At 73.7% G+C, this 16975-nt stretch carries 11 protein-coding genes and 1 pseudogene; 10 read left to right on the plus strand and 2 right to left on the minus strand.

What is annotated here, in order from left to right; translation table 11 throughout:
* Positions 1-263, minus strand: a pseudogene (locus NJ376_RS23030) (hypothetical protein); the annotation flags it as partial.
* A 180-nt stretch (positions 264-443) separates the two neighbouring features.
* On the opposite strand from NJ376_RS23030, the gene NJ376_RS29030 reads away from it, so the two are divergent.
* Positions 444-707 carry a hypothetical protein gene (locus NJ376_RS29030; protein ID WP_305880017.1) on the plus strand — a complete coding sequence of 88 codons (264 nt, stop codon included), beginning with the start codon at positions 444-446 and terminating at the stop codon, positions 705-707.
* 179 nt (positions 708-886) lie between these two features.
* Positions 887-2716, plus strand: coding sequence for an ABC-F family ATP-binding cassette domain-containing protein (locus NJ376_RS23040; RefSeq protein WP_252955631.1), 1830 nt, complete (start codon positions 887-889; stop codon positions 2714-2716).
* A gap of 84 nt (positions 2717-2800) precedes the next feature.
* Here NJ376_RS23040 and NJ376_RS23045 read toward each other — a convergent pair whose 3' ends face one another.
* Complete coding sequence (locus tag NJ376_RS23045; RefSeq protein ID WP_252955632.1) at positions 2801-4918, minus strand: molybdopterin-containing oxidoreductase family protein; 2118 nt, start codon at positions 4916-4918, stop codon at positions 2801-2803.
* Positions 4919-5149: 231 nt separating this feature from the next.
* Between NJ376_RS23045 and NJ376_RS23050 the strand changes: the two genes are divergently transcribed.
* The 8 genes from NJ376_RS23050 to NJ376_RS23085 all read left to right on the plus strand — a co-directional run.
* On the plus strand, positions 5150-7174 hold the full coding sequence (locus tag NJ376_RS23050; RefSeq protein ID WP_252955633.1) for an HWE histidine kinase domain-containing protein: 2025 nt from the start codon (positions 5150-5152) through the stop codon (positions 7172-7174).
* A 163-nt stretch (positions 7175-7337) separates the two neighbouring features.
* On the plus strand, positions 7338-9932 hold the full coding sequence (gene ligD / locus NJ376_RS23055) for a DNA ligase D (RefSeq protein WP_252955634.1): 2595 nt from the start codon (positions 7338-7340) through the stop codon (positions 9930-9932).
* Positions 9932-10816 (plus strand): non-homologous end joining protein Ku, encoded by an 885-nt coding sequence (ku, locus tag NJ376_RS23060; RefSeq protein WP_252955635.1) that lies wholly within the window; start codon positions 9932-9934, stop codon positions 10814-10816. The genes ligD and ku overlap by 1 nt, the downstream gene beginning before the upstream one ends.
* A gap of 445 nt (positions 10817-11261) precedes the next feature.
* Positions 11262-13196: a methyl-accepting chemotaxis protein gene (locus NJ376_RS23065; protein ID WP_252955636.1), complete on the plus strand. Its 1935-nt coding sequence runs from the start codon at positions 11262-11264 to the stop codon at positions 13194-13196.
* 13 nt (positions 13197-13209) lie between these two features.
* Positions 13210-14661 (plus strand): chemotaxis protein CheW, encoded by a 1452-nt coding sequence (locus tag NJ376_RS23070; RefSeq protein WP_252955637.1) that lies wholly within the window; start codon positions 13210-13212, stop codon positions 14659-14661.
* Positions 14658-15752, plus strand: coding sequence for a chemotaxis-specific protein-glutamate methyltransferase CheB (cheB, locus tag NJ376_RS23075; protein ID WP_252955638.1), 1095 nt, complete (start codon positions 14658-14660; stop codon positions 15750-15752). The genes NJ376_RS23070 and cheB overlap by 4 nt, the downstream gene beginning before the upstream one ends.
* A 5-nt stretch (positions 15753-15757) precedes the next feature.
* Positions 15758-16594: a CheR family methyltransferase gene (locus NJ376_RS23080; protein WP_252955639.1), complete on the plus strand. Its 837-nt coding sequence runs from the start codon at positions 15758-15760 to the stop codon at positions 16592-16594.
* Positions 16591-16975: Hpt domain-containing protein (locus tag NJ376_RS23085; protein ID WP_252955640.1), on the plus strand; the 385-nt coding region annotated here is incomplete at its 3' end. The genes NJ376_RS23080 and NJ376_RS23085, both read left to right, overlap by 4 nt.

Below are 16975 nucleotides of genomic sequence, written 5' to 3' on the forward strand. Positions count from 1 at the left end.
CCCGCCGCTGCGCCGATCAGGGCGGAGCGCCAGTCGCCGCCCGCGATGGCGCCGAGCGCCGCCCCGCCAACCGCGCCGATGGCGGCGCCGCGGAGAATGTCCTCGGCGAAGAAATTGCCGGTGCTGTCCAGGGCGACGACCTGCGGGCGGCAGGAATCCGTGCCGTCATCCGCGCCGATCCGGCCTTCCCGGGTGGTGACGCAGCCGGCGAGGAGCGCCGTGGAGGTGACGAGGGCGACGAGACGACGGGCATTGCTGGCCACGGACGAAACCTCCGGTCGAGGACGGGGCGAAGCTAACAATACCGTTGCGGTCTTGCCAGTTACCCAGCGCACAGCCCGGGCGGCGGCCGGCCCGTTGCCAATTTTTTGAAGGAACCGATTTCCCCTTCATCGTCGGGGGCGGCGCGTGCATCTCTCGGGCGGGAAGCGAGGGCCAGATGCATGCCGGGATGGCGCAGCGAGGAGGATGACCCGATCCGGCCACCGCCGGAGATGGAGGCGGCGCCCGGGCTGGAGGGGATGCCGCGGCTCGATCTCGACGCGGTGGAGGTGGCGGTGCCGGAACTGGTGGACCAAGCGATCCGCGGCCCGGTCGTGCTGCGCCGCCATGGGCAGGAGCGCTTCGTGCTGGTGCCGCTGGACATCTGGCGCCGGGTGTGGGGGGCGGCGCCGCGGCCGCCGGTGATCGAGGGGGAGAGGAAATAGGGCGGCGCCCTGCCTGGGCAGCGGTCTTTGCCCCCCTTGCGCCCCCCGCCGGGGCCAGGACCTGGCCCCGGACCCCGGTCTGAGTCTCGGAGCCCAGGAGGGTGGTCCGCCCCCCCGGCGGGGGCATGGGGGCGGGGGCCCCATTGACGCCGCCCCGCCCCCGGGCGAACTCCGCCGCCATGGCGCCCCCCCTTCTGCTGCTTCAGGACATCCATCTCCGCCTCGGCACCCAGGCCCTGCTGGCCGGGGCCTCCCTCTCCGTCAGCGCGGGGGAGAGGCTGGCGCTGGTCGGGCGCAACGGCTCCGGCAAATCCACCCTGCTGAGGATCGCCGCCGGCGCCCTGGCCCCCGATGCCGGTACTCGCTTCCTGCAGCCCGGCGCCACCCTCCGCGCCCTGCCGCAGGAGCCGGATTTCGGCGCGGCCAAGACGGTGTGGGAGCATGTGGCCGCCGGCCTCGGCCCCGGCGACGACCCGCACCGGGCGCGGCTGCTGCTGGAACAGCTCGGCCTGACCGGGGAGGAGGCGCCCGCCCGCCTGTCCGGCGGCGAGGCCCGCCGCGCCGCCCTGGCCCGGGCGCTGGCCGCCAGCCCGGACATCCTGCTGCTGGACGAGCCGACCAACCATCTGGATCTGCCCGCCATCGCCTGGCTGGAGGCGGAGCTGTCCCGCTACCGCGGCGCCCTCGTCCTCATCAGCCATGACCGGCGGTTCCTCGAGACCCTGTCCCGCGCCATGGTCTGGCTGGACCGCGGCACCACTCGCCGGCTGGAGAAGGGCTTCGCCCATTTCGAGGCCTGGCGCGACCAGGTGCTGGAGGAGGAGGAGCGCGAGGCCCACAAGCTCGATCGCCAGATCGTCCGCGAAGAGCATTGGATGCGCTACGGCGTCACCGCCCGCCGCAAGCGCAATATGCGCCGTGTCGGGGAGCTGGCGGCGCTGCGCGAGCGGCGGCGGGAGGCGCTGAAGCCGACCGGCGCGGCCAAGCTGACGGCCAGCGAGCAGCAGGGCGGCGGCACGCTGGTGATCCAGGCGGAAGGGCTGCGCAAAGCCTTCGCCGACCAGCCGCCCGTGGTGCGGGATTTCTCGACCCGCATCCTGCGCGGCGACCGCGTCGGCCTCATCGGGCCGAACGGCGCCGGCAAGACCACCCTGCTGAAGATGCTGGTGGGGGAGCTGGCGCCGGATGCCGGCACAATCCGCCTCGGCACCGGGCTTTCCATGGTGCGGCTGGAACAGGGGCGGGAAAGCCTGGACCCGGAGACCACCCTGCAAGCCGTGCTGACCGGCGGCCGCGGCGACCAAGTGGAGGTCGGCGGCCAGAAGCGCCACGTCATCGGCTACATGAAGGACTTCCTCTTCCTGCCGGAGCAGGCGCGGACGCCGGTCGGCATGCTCTCCGGCGGGGAGCGGGGACGGCTGATGCTGGCCCGCGCCTTGGCCCGCCCCTCCAACCTGCTGGTGCTGGACGAGCCGACCAACGACCTCGACCTGGAAACCCTGGACCTGCTGGAGGAGCTGCTGGCCGACTACGCCGGCACGGTGCTGGTGGTGAGCCATGACCGCGACTTCCTCGACCGCGTCTGCACCAGCGTGGTGGTGGCGATGGGGGAGGGGCGCTGGCAGGAATATGCCGGCGGGTTCAGCGACATGCTGGCCCAGGGCGGGCCGGGCATCCTGGCCGGCGCCGCGGCCCCGGCCGAGGCGAAGCCCAGGGCGCGCGAGGCGGCGCCGCGCCCGGCCGCCGAGCCGGCGAAGCGGAAGCTGAGCTTCAAGCAGCTCCATGCGCTGGACGCACTGCCCGGGAAGATCGCCACGCTGGAGAAGGAGATCGCGACGCTGCGCCAGGCCCTGGCGGCGCCGGACCTCTACAGCCGGGACAAGGCGCGGTTCGACCGCTTCACGGCGGCGCTGACGGAAAAGGAAACGGCGCTGGCGAAGGCGGAGGAGGAGTGGCTGGAGCTGGAGATGCTGCGGGAGGAGATCGAGGCGGGGGCTCCGCCCCCGTGAACCTCCGGCAGGGGCTCTGCCCCTGCACCCCGCCGGGGACCGGACCGGTCCCCGGACCCCGGTCCGAGTTTCAGACCCGACAGCTCAAACTGCCGCCTCCACCTTCCGCATCCGGCAGGGCAGCGCGCCGATGTTGACCGAACCGCTCATCGGGTCCGTCGCGCCCCGGTAGCTCAGCGCCGCGTTCACGTTGATCTCCAGCGCGGCGAATTCCGGCCCCGGCGCCTCCGGCAGCCACCAGCCCATGCCGGTGGTCAGCACGCCGGGCTGGGTGCGGTCGGTGATCGTCACCCGCAGGCGGCAGGCGCCGGGGCCGTCCGGCAACTCCACCTCCACCCAATCGCCCTCCGCCACGCCGTGCGCCGCCGCCGTCTCCGGATGCAGCCGCACCTCCGGGTCGGGCGAGACCTTCCGCGCCCAGGCCTGATCCCGGAAGCGGGAATGGTGATAGGTCTTCTCGCGGAAGCCGGTCTGCAGCAGCAGGGGCTCGCTGGCCTCGGGCGGCGGCAGGAAGCCGGGCAGCGGGTCGAGCCCGTGCTTCGCCGCGCTCTCCGAATACAGCTCGATCCTGCCGCTCGGCGTGGCGAAGCCGCGGTGCTCGAAATCGCCGCGCGTATAAGGGAAATGGGCGTAGCCGTCGCGCCGCAGCGCCTCCAGCGAGATGCCGCTCTCCCCCAGCAGGAAATCGTTGAACGCCGCCTGGCTGCGCCAGGGCAGCAGCTCGGCGGTCAGCGCCCCGCGCGCCCGCAGCTTCTCCATCAGCCCGGCGGCGATCCCGAGGTCGCTCCGCGCCTCGCCCCGCGCCGGCACCGCCGCAGTATAGGCGATATTGGGGCCGGAGGGATCCAGCGTGACCTCCTCCTCCTCCAGGGTCGTCGTCTTCGGCAGCACGATGTCGGCGACCGCCGCGGTTGGCGTCATGGTATGCGCGGCGACCGCCAGGAAATCCAACGAGCGCAGCGCCGCCAAGGTGCGCCGCGCATCCGGATAGGTGACGGCGATATTCACGCCCGAGACATAGGCGCCGCGCACCGGATAGGGCGCGCCGGTCAGCATCGCCTCGATCACCGAGGCGTTGTGGCAGGCGGTCTGCCAGCCCTCCGGCCCGGCCCAGAGGGGGAAGCGGTCGGCGCCGATGGTCTGCCGCTCCACCGCTTCCGGCAGGCGGAAACGCTTGTCGTGCAGCAGCTCCAGATAGGTGCGGAATCCGGCGGGCTTCTTCACCCGCCGGTTCCCGCCCACCCGGTCGAGATTGCCGCTGATCGCCACCAGGCAGTGGAAGGCGCGATAGGTCTGCACGCCATTGCTGGCGGCATCGATCCCATGGCCGCCGACGAAGGTGGAGGGGCCATCGGCATAGAGCGCGGCGGCGCGCTCGATATCCGCGGCCGCGACGCCGGCGATGCCCGCCGCCCAGTCCGGCGTGCAGGGCGCCACGCGCGCCGCCAGCGCCGCGAAGCCATGGCACCAGCGCGCGACGAACCCGGCATCGTAGCGCCGGTCGCGGATCATCGCATGCAGCAGGGCGAGGCCGATCGCGCCATCCGTCCCCGGTCGCGACTGCAGCCAGACATCCGCCAGCTCGGCGGCCGGGGTGCGGAAGGGGTCCAGCACCACCAGCCGCGCGCCCCGGGCCTTGGCGCGCTTCAGCTCCGCCCACTGGATCGGGTCCGCGGCATGCGGGTTGCGGCCGACCATCAGGGTGCAGCGCGCCGCCTCGATCTCCTCCCCCCGGCCGATGTTGAGCCCGGTCATCCGGTCGCTCACCGCCCGGCAGCCGCCGCAGAGATCCTGGTTGATCATCCAATTGGGCGAGCCGAGGGAGCGCATGAGCAGCGCCACCACCGCGCCGCGCGAGAAGAAGGCGCCGCTGACCGCCCCGACCAGGGCGAGCGGCCCATGCTCGGCCCGCACCTTCGCCAGCCCCTCTGCCACCTCCTCCAGCGCCTCCTCCCAGGAGATCCGCCGCCATTCCCCGCTGCCGCGCGGGCCGATGCGGCGTATCGGGTGCAGCAGCCGGTCGGGGTGGTCCGTCCATTCCGGCAGGCCGCGGATGCCCTTCACGCAGAAGGCACCCTTGGAGGTGGGGTGCGCCGGGTTGGGCGCGACCTTGGTCACGCGCCCATCCTCGCCCAGCGTCAGCAGCGCGCCGCACAGAGTGCCGCATTCCCAGCAGGTGCTCGGGATGGTTCTCTTGGACATGGTGGGAGCCTGTCACCCCCGCGGCGCGGCGTCCATCGCCAATCGGCGTGCCGCCTCCACCCGCCCGGGCCGAAGCCGCCTCGGCCCTCGCCTGCCGGAACCAACCCCGCCCAGAACCGTAATGTCGGACAAGAGTCAGCTAGGTTACTGACCCCGAAGGAGCCTGCGACAAGCCCACCGAACGGCGTGCCCAACTTCCCATAGGCAGCTACCGCTTCTGGAGCGCCTGCGATGCCGCGTCTGCAAGGGCGGAGCCATTCGGCCCTCATCCTGGTGTTGGGATTCGTGCTCGCCGTGCCGACCGCCGCCGCGGTCGCCGCGGCGTGGTTCACCTGGCGCATCACCTGGCGGGAGGCGGAGGAGGGCGTTGCACGCTCCGCCGACACCATCGCGGAATATGCGCTGCGCATCCTGGACTCCCAGCGGCTCGGCGCCGGGCGGGTGAACGACCTCGTCCGCGGCATGTCGGATGCCGAGATCCGGGCGCACGAGGCCGAGGTGCATGCCGGGCTCAGGGCTCTCGTGCCCGCCTTTCCCATGGTGGAGACGGCGACGATTCTGGGCGCCGACGGCGCGGTGCTGGCGACCGCCCGGGTCTACCCCGTGCTCGCCGAGGCCAATGCTGCCGACCGGGAATGGGTGCAGGCGCTGCGCCGGCCGGAAACCCCGGAGCCGCATATCAGCCGCGTCGTGCGCAGCCGGTTCGACGACCACCTGTTCTTCCCCGTCAGCATCCGCCGGACCGGCACCGGCAATGCAGTGCCGCCGGGCGGAATCGAAGGGATCATCACCCTCTCGGTGGGCCCGGAACAGCTCACCCAGGGGTTCGGCGAGGTGCTCGGCCTGCCCGAGAACATCATCGCCCTGCTGCGGCAGGATGGCGCGATTTTGGCGCGCCGGCCGTTGCCGGCTGGACCCTTCCCGGACCTGCCGCCCGACAGCGATCCGGTGAAGCTGGCGGCAAGCGGGGTGGAGCGCGCCATCTTCCTTGCACCATCGACGGTTGACGGCGCCCGGACGCTGTTCGCCATGCGCAATATCGCCGGCTTCCCGGTCCTGGCCATCGTCGGCCGCAGCGTCTCCGAGATCCACCGGGCATGGTTCCGCGCGGTCCGGCTGCAGCTCACCTGGGGGGGGCCGGCCATGCTGATGCTGCTGGGCTCCGTCCTGTATGCGCTGCGGCTCAACCGGAAGGCCTGGGAAGCCGAGTGGGCGCTGCAGGGGGAGCAGGCCCGCCGCGCCGCCCTGGATGCGCGGGAAGCCGCCGAGGCCAGGTTCCGCGGCGTGTTCCACAGCCGCGCCATGGGGATGGCGGTGTTCGACCTGCAGACCGGGCAGACCCTGCTCGCCAATGACCGGCTGCTGGAGATGACCGGCAGCACGCGCGAGGCCTTCGCCAGGGGTGAATGGGACTGGCGCCGCTACACCCCGGTGGACGATCTGCGCCTGGACGAGGCGGCCTTGGCCGAGGCCCAGGCCCGTGGCTGGTTTGACCCCTATGAGAAAGAATATCTGCGCCCCGATGGCTCGCGCCTGCCGGTGCGCCTCTTCTCCGCGCCGCTGCCGGGCGAGCCTGGACGCATCGTGGCCATCGTCCAGGACATCTCGGAGCAACGGGAAGCGGAGACGAAGCGCGACCTGCTGGTGCGCGAGGTGAACCATCGCGCCAAGAACGCGCTGGCCACGGTGCAGGCGGTCCTCCGCCTCACCACCGCCGAGAGCCTCGAGGCCTATCGCACGCTGGTCCAGGGGCGGGTGGCCGCGGTGGCGCAGGCGATGGACCTGCTGGCGCAGACCGGCTGGACCCGGACCAGCCTGCCGGAGCTCATCCGGGGCGAATTCCAGCCCTTCCTCGCCGGCGTCGCGGGCCGGGGGACGGTGCCGCTCGCCATGGCCGGCCCCGAGGTCTTCATCAGCCCCGCCATGGTCCAGCCCCTGGCCATGGCGCTGCACGAGCTGGCCACCAACGCCGCCAAATATGGCGCGCTGTCGCAGCCCGGCGGTACCGTCCGGATCACTTGGCGCGTCACGCCGCAGAACCGGCTGCTCCTCGACTGGGAGGAGCAGGGCGGGCCTGCGCTGGCCGGGCCGCCGGCGCGCCAGGGCTTCGGCACCCGCATGCTGCATGCCACCGTCGAGCGGCAGCTCCATGGCCGGGTGAGCTGGGACTGGCGGGAGAGCGGGCTGCTTTGCCGCATCAGCGTACCCCAGTCCTGCGTCGAGGTGGAGCAAAGCCGGCCGGCCCAGGTGGGTTGAGTCCCGGGGTCGGCCGTGGACCTCCGCCGGGTCGGCCGTGCCCGCCGCGTCCTGCGCTCCGATGGCGACCCACCGGGCACGGCCCGCGGAGCACCGTTCACGCCCGGCGCCGAGCGGCGACGCGCCCGAAACTGCCGCATCGCGGCAACGTTGCACCGGGACCATGCCCCGTGCTCCCGATGCGCGCGACAACTCCCTCGCCACCTACCGGGCCAAGCGCGACTTCCGGGCGACCCCGGAACCCCGTGCCGCCCGCGCGCGCGCCTCGCGGCAGCGCCGCTTCGTCGTGCAGAAGCATGATGCCCGCCGCCTGCACTGGGATTTCCGCCTGGAGCATGACGGCGTGCTGCTGAGCTGGGCGGTGCCGAAGGGCCCCTCCCTGGACCCCGCCGACAAGCGCCTGGCGGTGCGGGTGGAGGACCATCCGCTGGACTATGCCGATTTCCACGGCGCCATCCCGGAGGGCAATTACGGCGCCGGCGAGGTGGAGATCTGGGACAGCGGGAGCTGGGAGCCGCTGGACGACCCCGCCGCGGGCCTGGCCGCGGGCGAGCTGAAATTCCGCCTGAAGGGCCAGCGCCTGCAGGGCGGCTTCGTCCTGGTGCGGATGAAGCGGCGCGGCCGGGAGCGGGCGGAGAATTGGCTGCTCATCAAGGAGCATGACGAGGCGGAGCAGCCGGGCGCCGATGCCGAGGCGCTGGAGGCGCTGCCCGGGCCACAGCAGGGAAAGGTGCCGGAGAAGGCCAAGCCGGCGGCGGTCCGCCGGGCCGAGACCGCGGCCGCGCCGGAAGCCCGGCCGGCCGACATCGTCACCGCCAAGCCGGCCGCCCCGAAGCCCCGCCCGCCCGGCCCCGCGCCCATGCCCGGCGCCGTCCAGGGCCCGCTGCCGGAGGAGCAGAAACCGGAGCTCGCCACCCTGGTGGACGCCCCGCCGGAGGGGGAGGGCTGGCTGAGCGAGGTGAAATTCGACGGCTACCGCCTGCTCGTCCGCAAGCATGGCCGCAGCGTCCGCCTCATCACCCGCAACGGCCTCGACTGGAGCGCACGGCTGCCCGAGATCGTCCGCGCCGTCGCCAAGCTGAAGCCCGACTCCCTGCTGCTGGATGGCGAGCTGGTGGCGCTGCGCGAGGACGGCCTCTCCTCCTTCGCCAACCTCCAGGCGGCCCTGGCCAATGGCGGGGAGCGCAGCCGGCTCTTCCTCTACCTCTTCGACCTGCTGCACCTGGAAGGCTGGGACCTGCGCGGCTGCCGGCTGATGGACCGCAAGGCGGCGCTGAAGCGGCTGAACGACTGGCGCGGCGCGCTGCGCTTCAGCGACCACCTGGATGGCGAGGCGCCGCGGGTCCGCCGCCGGGCCTGCGCCATGGGCCTCGAGGGCATCATCTGCAAGCGGGCCGAGGCACCCTATCGCGCCGCCCGGACCCGCGACTGGGTGAAGGTGAAGTGCCAGGGACGGGACGAGTTCATCATCCTGGGCTGGACCCCGCCGGCGGGCAGCCGCCAGGGGCTCGGCTCGCTGCATCTCGGCTTCCATGACCAGGAGGGGCGGCTGCACTATGTCGGCGGCGTCGGCACCGGCTTCACGGAGAAGGAGCTGGTGACGCTGAGTCGCCGCCTGTCCCGCATGGTCACCACCCCGCCCGAGGGGCTGCTGCTGGCCGGCGAGCCGCCCGACCCCGCGCTCAACTGGGTGCGGCCGGAGCTGGTGGCGGAGGTGCAGTATATCGGCTGGACCGGCTTCGGCCGGCTGCGTCACGCCACCTTCCTCGGCCTCCGGGAGGACAAGGGGCCGGAGGAGGTTGTGCGCGACATCCCGCATCCGGAGGTCGAGCGCATGCCCTACCGGCCACGCTCCGGCGGCAACCGATCCATCGTCCACGCCGCGAAGCCGGAGCGCGGCGCGCAGCAGGTCGGCGGCACGCGCATCACCCATGCGGACCGCGAGCTCTGGCCCGGCATCACCAAGCAGGATCTGGCGGAATATTGGCGGAAGGTGGCGCCGCGCGCCCTGCCGGGCATCGCTGACCGGCCCCTGGCCCTGCTGCGCTGCCCGGAAGGGATCGAGGGCGAGCGCTTCTTCCAGAAGCACGCCAATCGCGGCCTGCCGGACGCCATCGAGACGGGCGAGGCGGAGGGCCAGCCCTTCCTCGCCGTCTCGGACGAGACCGGGCTGCTGGCCTGTGCCCAGATGGCGGCGATCGAGCTGCATGGCTGGGGCGCGACCCGCGCCGACCCGGCGCATCCGGACCGCATCGTCTTCGACCTGGACCCCGGCGAGGACGTCGCCTTCGCCGAGGTGGTGCAGGCCGCGCTCGATCTGCGCAAGCGGCTGCAGGGGATGCAGCTGGAGAGCTTCTGCCGCACCACCGGCGGCAAGGGGCTGCATGTGGTGGTGCCGCTGCGGCCGGAGGCAGGCTGGGAGGAGGTGCGGGACTTCGCCCACACCCTGGCCCGGACGCTGGAGGCGGAGGCGCCTGACCGCTTCATTTCCACCGTTTCCAAGGCGAAGCGGCACGGCCGCATCCTGGTGGATTGGCTGCGCAACGGTGCCGGCGCGACGGCGATCTGCTCCTACTCGCCGCGCGCCCGGCCCGGCGCCACGGTGGCGACGCCGCTCGCCTGGCGGGAGGTGAATGCGAAGCTCGATCCGCAGGCCTTCACCATCGCCACCGTTCCGCCGCGCCTCGCCCGGCAGAAGCGCGATCCCTGGGCGGGGATGGAGAGCCTGGACCAGCGCCTGCCGAAGGAGATCCGTTGATGGCCGAACACCAGCACCCGATCTGGCGCGGCCATCTGCGCCTCGCCCTCGTCTCCTGCCCGGTCGCCCTCTACAGCGCGCGCCATGCCTCGGCGGAGCTGCATTTCCACTTCATCAACCCGAAGACCGGCAACCGCGTGCGGATGGTCACGCTCGATGCCGGTACCGAGGAGGAGGTGCGGCGCAGCGACCTGGTGAAGGGCTACGAGTTCAAGAAGGACACCTATGTCCTGCTCGACGATGCCGATTTCGAGCGGGCGAAGATCGACAGCTCCACCGTGCTGACGCTCGATAAATTCGTCGCCGCCGACGCGATCGACCCGATCTACTACGATGCCAGCTACTATCTCGTCCCGGATGGCGAGGCGGGGCAGGATGTCTATGCCGTGCTGCGGGAGGCGATCGGCAAGGCCGGGCGCGTCGGGCTGGCGCGCCTGGTCATCGCCCGGCGGGAGCGCTCCGTCGCCATCATGCCGCTCGGGCGCGGCCTGGTGCTGCACACGCTGAATGACCCGAAGGAGCTGAACGAGCCGGAGGAGCTCTTCGCCGACCTTTCGGGCGGCAAGCCGGACGCCGCCATGGTGCGGCTGGCGATGCAGCTGGTGGAACGGCAGACGGCGCGCTTCCAGCCGGCCGACATGGAGGACCGCTACGAGGCGCGGTTGCGCGAGGTGATCGAGGCCAAGCTGCGCGGCGAGGAGCAGCCGGAGCCGGAGGAGGAGCCGGACCGCGGCAATGTCATCGACCTGATGACGGCGCTGAAGCGGAGCCTCGGCGAGGCGCCGAAGGAGAAGGCGCCGGCGCGGCGGAAATCCGCGGGCTCCCGCACCGGCACGCGCCCGGCCGCGGCGCGGAAGGCGCCGGCGCGGCGGCGCAAGGCTTAGAGCAGCCTCCGAGCTGCTCTGGATATGGTTCTAGGCGGCGCGGCCGGGCGGGCGCCGGCGTCGCTGACGTCACGAGGTCTATGTCGGCGGCGCGACCTTGCTGCCGGCACTGCCCGCCCCACCTGCCCGCCGTGCCTGGCGCGGCCACCGTCGCGGCGCAGTCGCTGCGGGCCATTGCATCATCCGCCGAAGGCGATGCATCGCGACCGGTGACGGCCGTCCGCGCTGCCGGCGTCGCAACCGTCCCGGCGCTGTCGCGCGCGGCTTTGACCGCGACGCGCATCGGTGCCATGGGTCCTGCGCCGGCCGCGGTGTGGCCATTGCCGGGGACCGGAGTGACAGCTTCGCGAGACACTGCCGGCCCGGCGCGTTGCTGGCGAAGACCCATACCCAGCCGCCGCCTGGCGGAACATGATCGGCGCCGCTGCGTCGAAGCGGAGACTCCATGGCGCTGATCAAGACATCCGAGCTGCCCAGCCGGGGCTCCGGCCGCGCCGCCCCAGCGAATGGTGCTACCCCGCCGGCCGCGCCGCCGCCGACCGATGAACGCCGCGCCGCCAGCCGGTCCCGCGCCCGGCGGCAGAAGGCGATCGAGCGCATCTCCATTGCCTCCGAGGAGCTGGCGGCTGGCGTCGCTGAGGCCTCCGCCGCCGCCGAGCAGCTGCTGCACGGCCTGCAGCAGATGGCCTCCGCCGCCGAGGAAGCCGCCGGCGCCGCGCAGGAATCCCAGAGCGCCATTGCCGGCCTCGGCGCCAGCTTCGCCGAGGCGCACCAACAGGCCAGCCGGTCCAGCCGGCTGGCCATGGCGCTGCAGGCCACGTTGCGGGAGACGACGCTGCAGATCGAGGCCTCGGTCGCCTTCGTGAAGGACCGCGCCGCGCGGCAGCTCCGCTCCGTCGAGGTGGTCGGCGCGCTGGAACGCCAGGCCGCCGATATCGGCGAGCTGACGCGCGCGGTCAGCGACATCTCGGACCAGACCAACCTGCTGGCGCTGAACGCGGCGATCGAGGCGGCGCGCGCCGGGGAGCAGGGGCGCGGCTTCGCCGTGGTGGCCGAGGAGGTGCGCGCCTTCGCGGATTCCTCCGAGGCCAGCACGCGGGAGGTGCAGGAGCTGGCCGCCACGATCGGCGCCGAGGTCCGCAGCCTGGCCGGGCGCATCCGCGCCGCCGCCGAGCTGGCGGCGGGCGAGGCGCAGAGCGCCCTGGCCATGGTCGGCGTGCTGCAGGACATCCGCAGCGGCATGGAGGCGATCGGCGCCGGAGCGCAGACCGTCCTCGCCGCCGCGGCGGAGGCGGAGGCGGCGGTGCGGGAGGCGCAGGGCGGCGCGGCGCAGATCGCCGCCGCCGCGGAGGAGCAGTCCGCCGCCACCGCGGAGGCGCAGGCCGCCGTCCGCCAGCAGGGCGCGGCGCTGGAGCAGAGCCGGCGGACCGCCGAGACGCTGGCCGCCCTGATCGAGCAGGTGCATGGGAACGCCGGCAGCGCCGCGGCGGCAGAGCAGGTCGCCGCCGCCGCGGAGCAATTGTCCGCCGCGGTGCAGGAGCTCTCCAGCGCGGCGGGGCAGATCCAGGTCTCGCTGGGCCAGATCTCCGGCGGCGCGCAGACCCAGGCCGCCGCCACCCACCAAGCCTCCTCCGCCATGCAGCAGATCGAGCGCGCGGCGACGGGCGCCAGGGCCCGCGCCGCCGAGGCGATGGAGCAGCTCCTGGCGCTGGCGGAGCGGTACGAGGAAGGCCGCACCGCCTTCGCCCGCCTCAGCCAGGCGCTGGAAGCCTCGCAGCAGGAGGCGGAGACGGTCAGCGGCCTCGTCGCCGCGCTGGAGACGCAGCGGCGGCGGATCGCCAAGGTCGTCGATGCCGTCGCCCTGGTGGCGGTGCAGACCAACATGCTGGCGGTCAGCGGCTCCATCGAGGCGGCGCGCGCCGGCGAGGCGGGACGGGGCTTCGCCGTGGTCTCGGTGAGCATCCGCGAGCTGGCGCGCGACGCCGCCGGCCAGGCCGGGCGCATGCAGGACGCGGTGCAGGACATCCGCGACCAGATGCAGCTCGTGCAGCGGGACCTCGAGGGCTTCAGCATCGCCGCCCTGGGGGAGATCGGCCGCAGCCAGGTGCTGACGGACCGGCTCGGCCAGGTCGCCAACGACCTTGCCGCGCTGCGCGAGGCCTCGGGCGAGATCCGGACGGGGACGGATTCCGTGCTGCTGGCGGCGCGGGAGGTGACGGCGGGCACGCAGCAGATCGCCGCGGCGGCCGAGCAGGCGAGCAGCGCCGCCACCGAGGCCTCCGCCGCCGCCCGCCAGCAGGCGCGGGGCGCGGAGCTGTTGGCTGCGGCGATCGAGGAGATCGCGTCCCTCGCCGAGGAGCTGCGGGTGAGCGAGGGGTGAGCCGGTGGCTGAGGTGAGTGCAGCCGGCGGCGGTGCGGCCCTGACGGTGCTGCTGGGCGGCGAGGCGCTGTCCCTGCCCGCCGGCGCGGTGCGGGAGGTGCTGCGCCCCCGGCCGCTGACGCGGCTGCCGCACGCCCCGCCCAGCCTGCTCGGCCTGGCCAACCATCGCGGCATGGTGCTGCCGGTGGTGTCCCTGGCGCGGCTGCTGCGTCGCCAGGAACAGGCCGCCACCCCGGCCACCCGGCTGCTGGTGCTGGAAGGCGAGGCGCCGGTCGGGCTGCTGGTCGATGCGGTGCTGGCCTTCGGCGCCGGCGGCACGCCGCTGACCGGGCTGGGCGAGAGGCTGGCCGGCGAATTCGCCGGCCTGGCCGGCCGGGGCCTGCGGCGCGCCGGTCGCCTCGCGGCGGGCCGAGAGGCGGCGGCGGCACCGGCCGTGGCGGAGCTTGCCCTCGTCACCTGCCAGGTCGGCGGCCAGGATTTCGCCTTCGCCGCCGCGGATGTCGTGGCGGTGGCGCGGCTGCCGGAGGCGGCGACGCCGGTGCCGCACGCCGATCCGGTCATGCTCGGCGTCGCCGCCTTCCGCGGCGGGCTGCTGCCCCTGGTCTCGGCGCATGCCCTGCTCGGCCTGCCGGGCAGCGCGCCGGCCTCAGGCCGCGGCCGCATCCTGGTGCTGCCGCTCGGCCAGGCGCTGGTCGGGCTGGTGGTGGACCGGACCGGGGCGATGCTGCGCCTGCCCCGGGCGGCGCTGGACCCGGTGCCCTCGGTGCTCAGCCGCGGCACCGGGGAGGCGCGGATCGAGGGCATCTGCCGGGTGGAGGGCGGGCGGCGCCTGGTCTCGCTGCTCTCGCCCGCCCGGCTATTCGATGTGGCGACCGCGTCCAGGCTGCTCGCCGGCGCTGCGGAGGCAAGCCAGGAGGGTGCGATGGCAGCGGACGGGGAAGGCTATGCCGCGCAGGAGCGCTTCGTGGTCTTCCGCCTGGGCGAGGAGGAATACGGCCTGCCGATCGCCGCGGTGGAGGAGGTGGCCCGCCATCCCGGCCAGCTCACCCGCGTGCCGCATGCGCCGGCCTATCTGGAGGGGGTGATGAACCTCCGCGGCAGCGTCATCCCGGTCATCGACCAGCGCCGGCGCTTCGCCGCCGGGACGGCGGCGGCGGCCGGCCGCGTCATCGTGGTGACGGTGGAGGGTCTGCGCGCCGGCTTCGCCGTGGACGCGGTGACCGAGGTGCTGACCGTGCCGGTGACGGCGCTGGTGCCGGCGCCGCCCCTGGCCGCGGGGGAGGGCCAAAGGGAAGACCCCAGGGAGGACCCGGGGGAGGGCCAGATCTTCGACCGGGTCGCGATCCCTGGCCAGGAAGGCCGCATGGTCCTGCTGATCGAGCCGAAGCGGCTGCTCGATGCCGCCGAGCGCGACCTGGTGGCCGGGCTCGCCGCCCGCGCCACCGCCATCCCCCCGGCCGCATGATCCGCCTTCTCATCGTCGATGATTCCGCGCTGATGCGCCGCCTGCTGGCGGAGCTGTTCCAGGCCGAGCCGGATTTCGAGGTGGCGGTGGCGCGGGACGGCGCCGAGGCGCTGCGGCTGCTGCCGGAATTCCGCCCGGACGTCGTCACGCTGGACGTGCAGATGCCGGGCATGGACGGCCTCGCCTGCCTCGACCGCATCATGCTGGACCGGCCCTGCCCGGTGGTCATGGTCTCCGCCCTGACCCAGGCGGGGGCGGAAGTGACCCTGGCGGCGCTGGAGCGCGGCGCGGTGGATTTCGTCCCCAAGCCGGGCGGGGCCGTCTCCCTGGCCATGGAGGAGCTGGCGCCGCAGCTCCTGCGCAAGGTGCGGGCGGCGGCCGGGGCGCGGCTGCGCCGGAGCTGGCGGCTGGCCGAGCGGGTCCGGCGGCGCATCCGGCCGCAGGACGCGCCGCCACCCGCCCCGCTGCCGGCCCCGGCCCCGATCTCAGCCCCGCCGGCGGCCGCGGCGCCCCGCGCGGCGGAGCGGCTGGTGCTGGTTGGCTGCTCCACCGGGGGCCCGCCGGCGCTCGACGCCCTGCTGGCGCCGCTGCCGGCGGATTTTCCCTGGCCCATCCTCATCGCCCAGCACATGCCCGCCGCCTTCACCGGGCCGCTGGCGCAGCGGCTGGACCGGCTCTGCGCCCTGACGGTGAGCGAGGTGGCGCGGCCGGTGCCGCTGCAGCCCGGCCATGCCTATGTCGGGCGCGGCGACGCCGACCTCATCCTCGGCCGGCAGGCGGGCGGGCTGGTGGCGATGGCGGCCCCGGCCGATCCTGGCCACCCCTGGCACCCCAGCGTGGACCGGCTGGTGCGCAGCGCGCTCCGCCACCGCCCGGCGGCGCGGCTTGTCGGGGTGATGCTGACCGGCATGGGCGATGACGGCGCCGCGGCCATGGCGCAACTCCAGGCGGAAGGCGGCATCACCATCGCCGAGGCGGAGGAGACGGCGGTGGTCTGGGGCATGCCGGGGCGGCTCGCGCAGCTCGGCGGCGCCACCGTCGTCGCGCCGCTGCCGACCATCGCCGACCAGCTCCTGCGCTGGGCGGCATGAGCGGCATGGCCCCGCCGCCGCTCGGGGAGGCGGATCTCGTCCGGTTCTGTGACTTCATCTATCACCGCACCGGCATCGCCTACGGCGCCGCCAAGCACTATTTCCTGCAGCGCCGCGTGGCCCAGGGGCTGGAGCGGTCGGGCGCCGCCAGCGCCGCCGACTACCTCGCCCGGCTGCGGGCGGAGCCGGCCGAGGCGGAGCGCTTCATCAACTCCGTCACGGTCAACGAGACCTATTTCTACCGCGAGGAGCACCAGCTCCGCTGCCTCGGGCGCAGCCTGCTGGGCGAGATCGTCGCCCGCCGCGGCCCGGGCGACCTGGTCCGGCTGTGGTCGATGCCCTGCGCCAGCGGCGAGGAGGGCTATTCCATCGCCATCTGGCTGCTGGAGAATTGGCCGCTGGTGGATGCCTACAACATCGAGATCATCGGCTCCGACCTCGACACCTGCGTCCTGGCCGAGGCGCTGGCGGCGGAGTACGGGGAGCGTGCCCTGCACCGCCTGCCGCCGGAGGTGCTGGAGCGCTACTTCGAGCCGCCGCAGCAGGGCCGTCGCCGGCTGATCCTGGACCTGCGGGAATCCGTCCGCTTCACCGCCGCCAACCTGGTGGACGCGGCGAGCATGGCGGCGCAGGGCCGCTTCGACGTGGTGTTCTGCCGCAACGCCCTGATCTATTTCGACGACGCCTCCCGCGCCGCGGCGGCGGCGAATCTCTACCGCGCACTGCTGCCGGGCGGCTTCCTCTGCCTCGGCCACAGCGAATCCATGGCCCGCATCTCCGACCGCTTCCTGCAGCGCCGCTTCGAGGATGCGATCGTCTATCAGCGCCCTCTCGCGGGATGAGCGAGCTCCTCGAGCAATTCCTCGCCGAGGGGCGGGAGCTGGTGCAGCAGGCGGCCGAGGACCTGCTGGCGCTGGAGCAGGACCAGGCGAATGCCGCGCGGCTGGAGGATGCGTTCCGCGCGGTGCACACGCTGAAGGGTGCGGTCGCGCTGTTCGACCTGGCGCCGATGGGCCGGGTGCTGCATGCGGCGGAGGATCTGCTGGAGGCGCTGCGGGCGGGGCGGGTGCCGGCCGGCCGGGCGGCGATCGACCGGCTGCTGGACTGCGTCGCGGCCAGCGAGGCCTGGCTGGAGGAATTCGCCCGCGACGGCGCGCTGGCGCCGGCGGCGGCGAACCAGGCGGCCGGGCTGGTGGCGCGGCTGCGCGCCGGCCTGCCGCAGC

The sequence above is a fragment of the Siccirubricoccus soli genome (assembly GCF_024178315.1).
Lineage (GTDB): Bacteria > Pseudomonadota > Alphaproteobacteria > Acetobacterales > Acetobacteraceae > Siccirubricoccus > Siccirubricoccus soli.

Excerpts from the sequence above, each read along its gene's own strand:
- NJ376_RS23045 (WP_252955632.1), bottom strand. The coding sequence starts at position 4,918 with ATGTCCAAGAGAACCATCCCGAGCACCTGCTGGGAATGCGGCACTCTG.
- NJ376_RS29030 (WP_305880017.1), top strand. The coding sequence starts at position 444 with ATGCCGGGATGGCGCAGCGAGGAGGATGACCCGATCCGGCCACCGCCG.
- ku (WP_252955635.1), top strand. The coding sequence starts at position 9,932 with ATGGCCGAACACCAGCACCCGATCTGGCGCGGCCATCTGCGCCTCGCC.
- NJ376_RS23040 (WP_252955631.1), top strand. The coding sequence starts at position 887 with ATGGCGCCCCCCCTTCTGCTGCTTCAGGACATCCATCTCCGCCTCGGC.
- NJ376_RS23065 (WP_252955636.1), top strand. The coding sequence starts at position 11,262 with ATGGCGCTGATCAAGACATCCGAGCTGCCCAGCCGGGGCTCCGGCCGC.
- NJ376_RS23080 (WP_252955639.1), top strand. The coding sequence starts at position 15,758 with ATGGCCCCGCCGCCGCTCGGGGAGGCGGATCTCGTCCGGTTCTGTGAC.
- NJ376_RS23050 (WP_252955633.1), top strand. The coding sequence starts at position 5,150 with ATGCCGCGTCTGCAAGGGCGGAGCCATTCGGCCCTCATCCTGGTGTTG.
- cheB (WP_252955638.1), top strand. The coding sequence starts at position 14,658 with ATGATCCGCCTTCTCATCGTCGATGATTCCGCGCTGATGCGCCGCCTG.
- ligD (WP_252955634.1), top strand. The coding sequence starts at position 7,338 with ATGCCCCGTGCTCCCGATGCGCGCGACAACTCCCTCGCCACCTACCGG.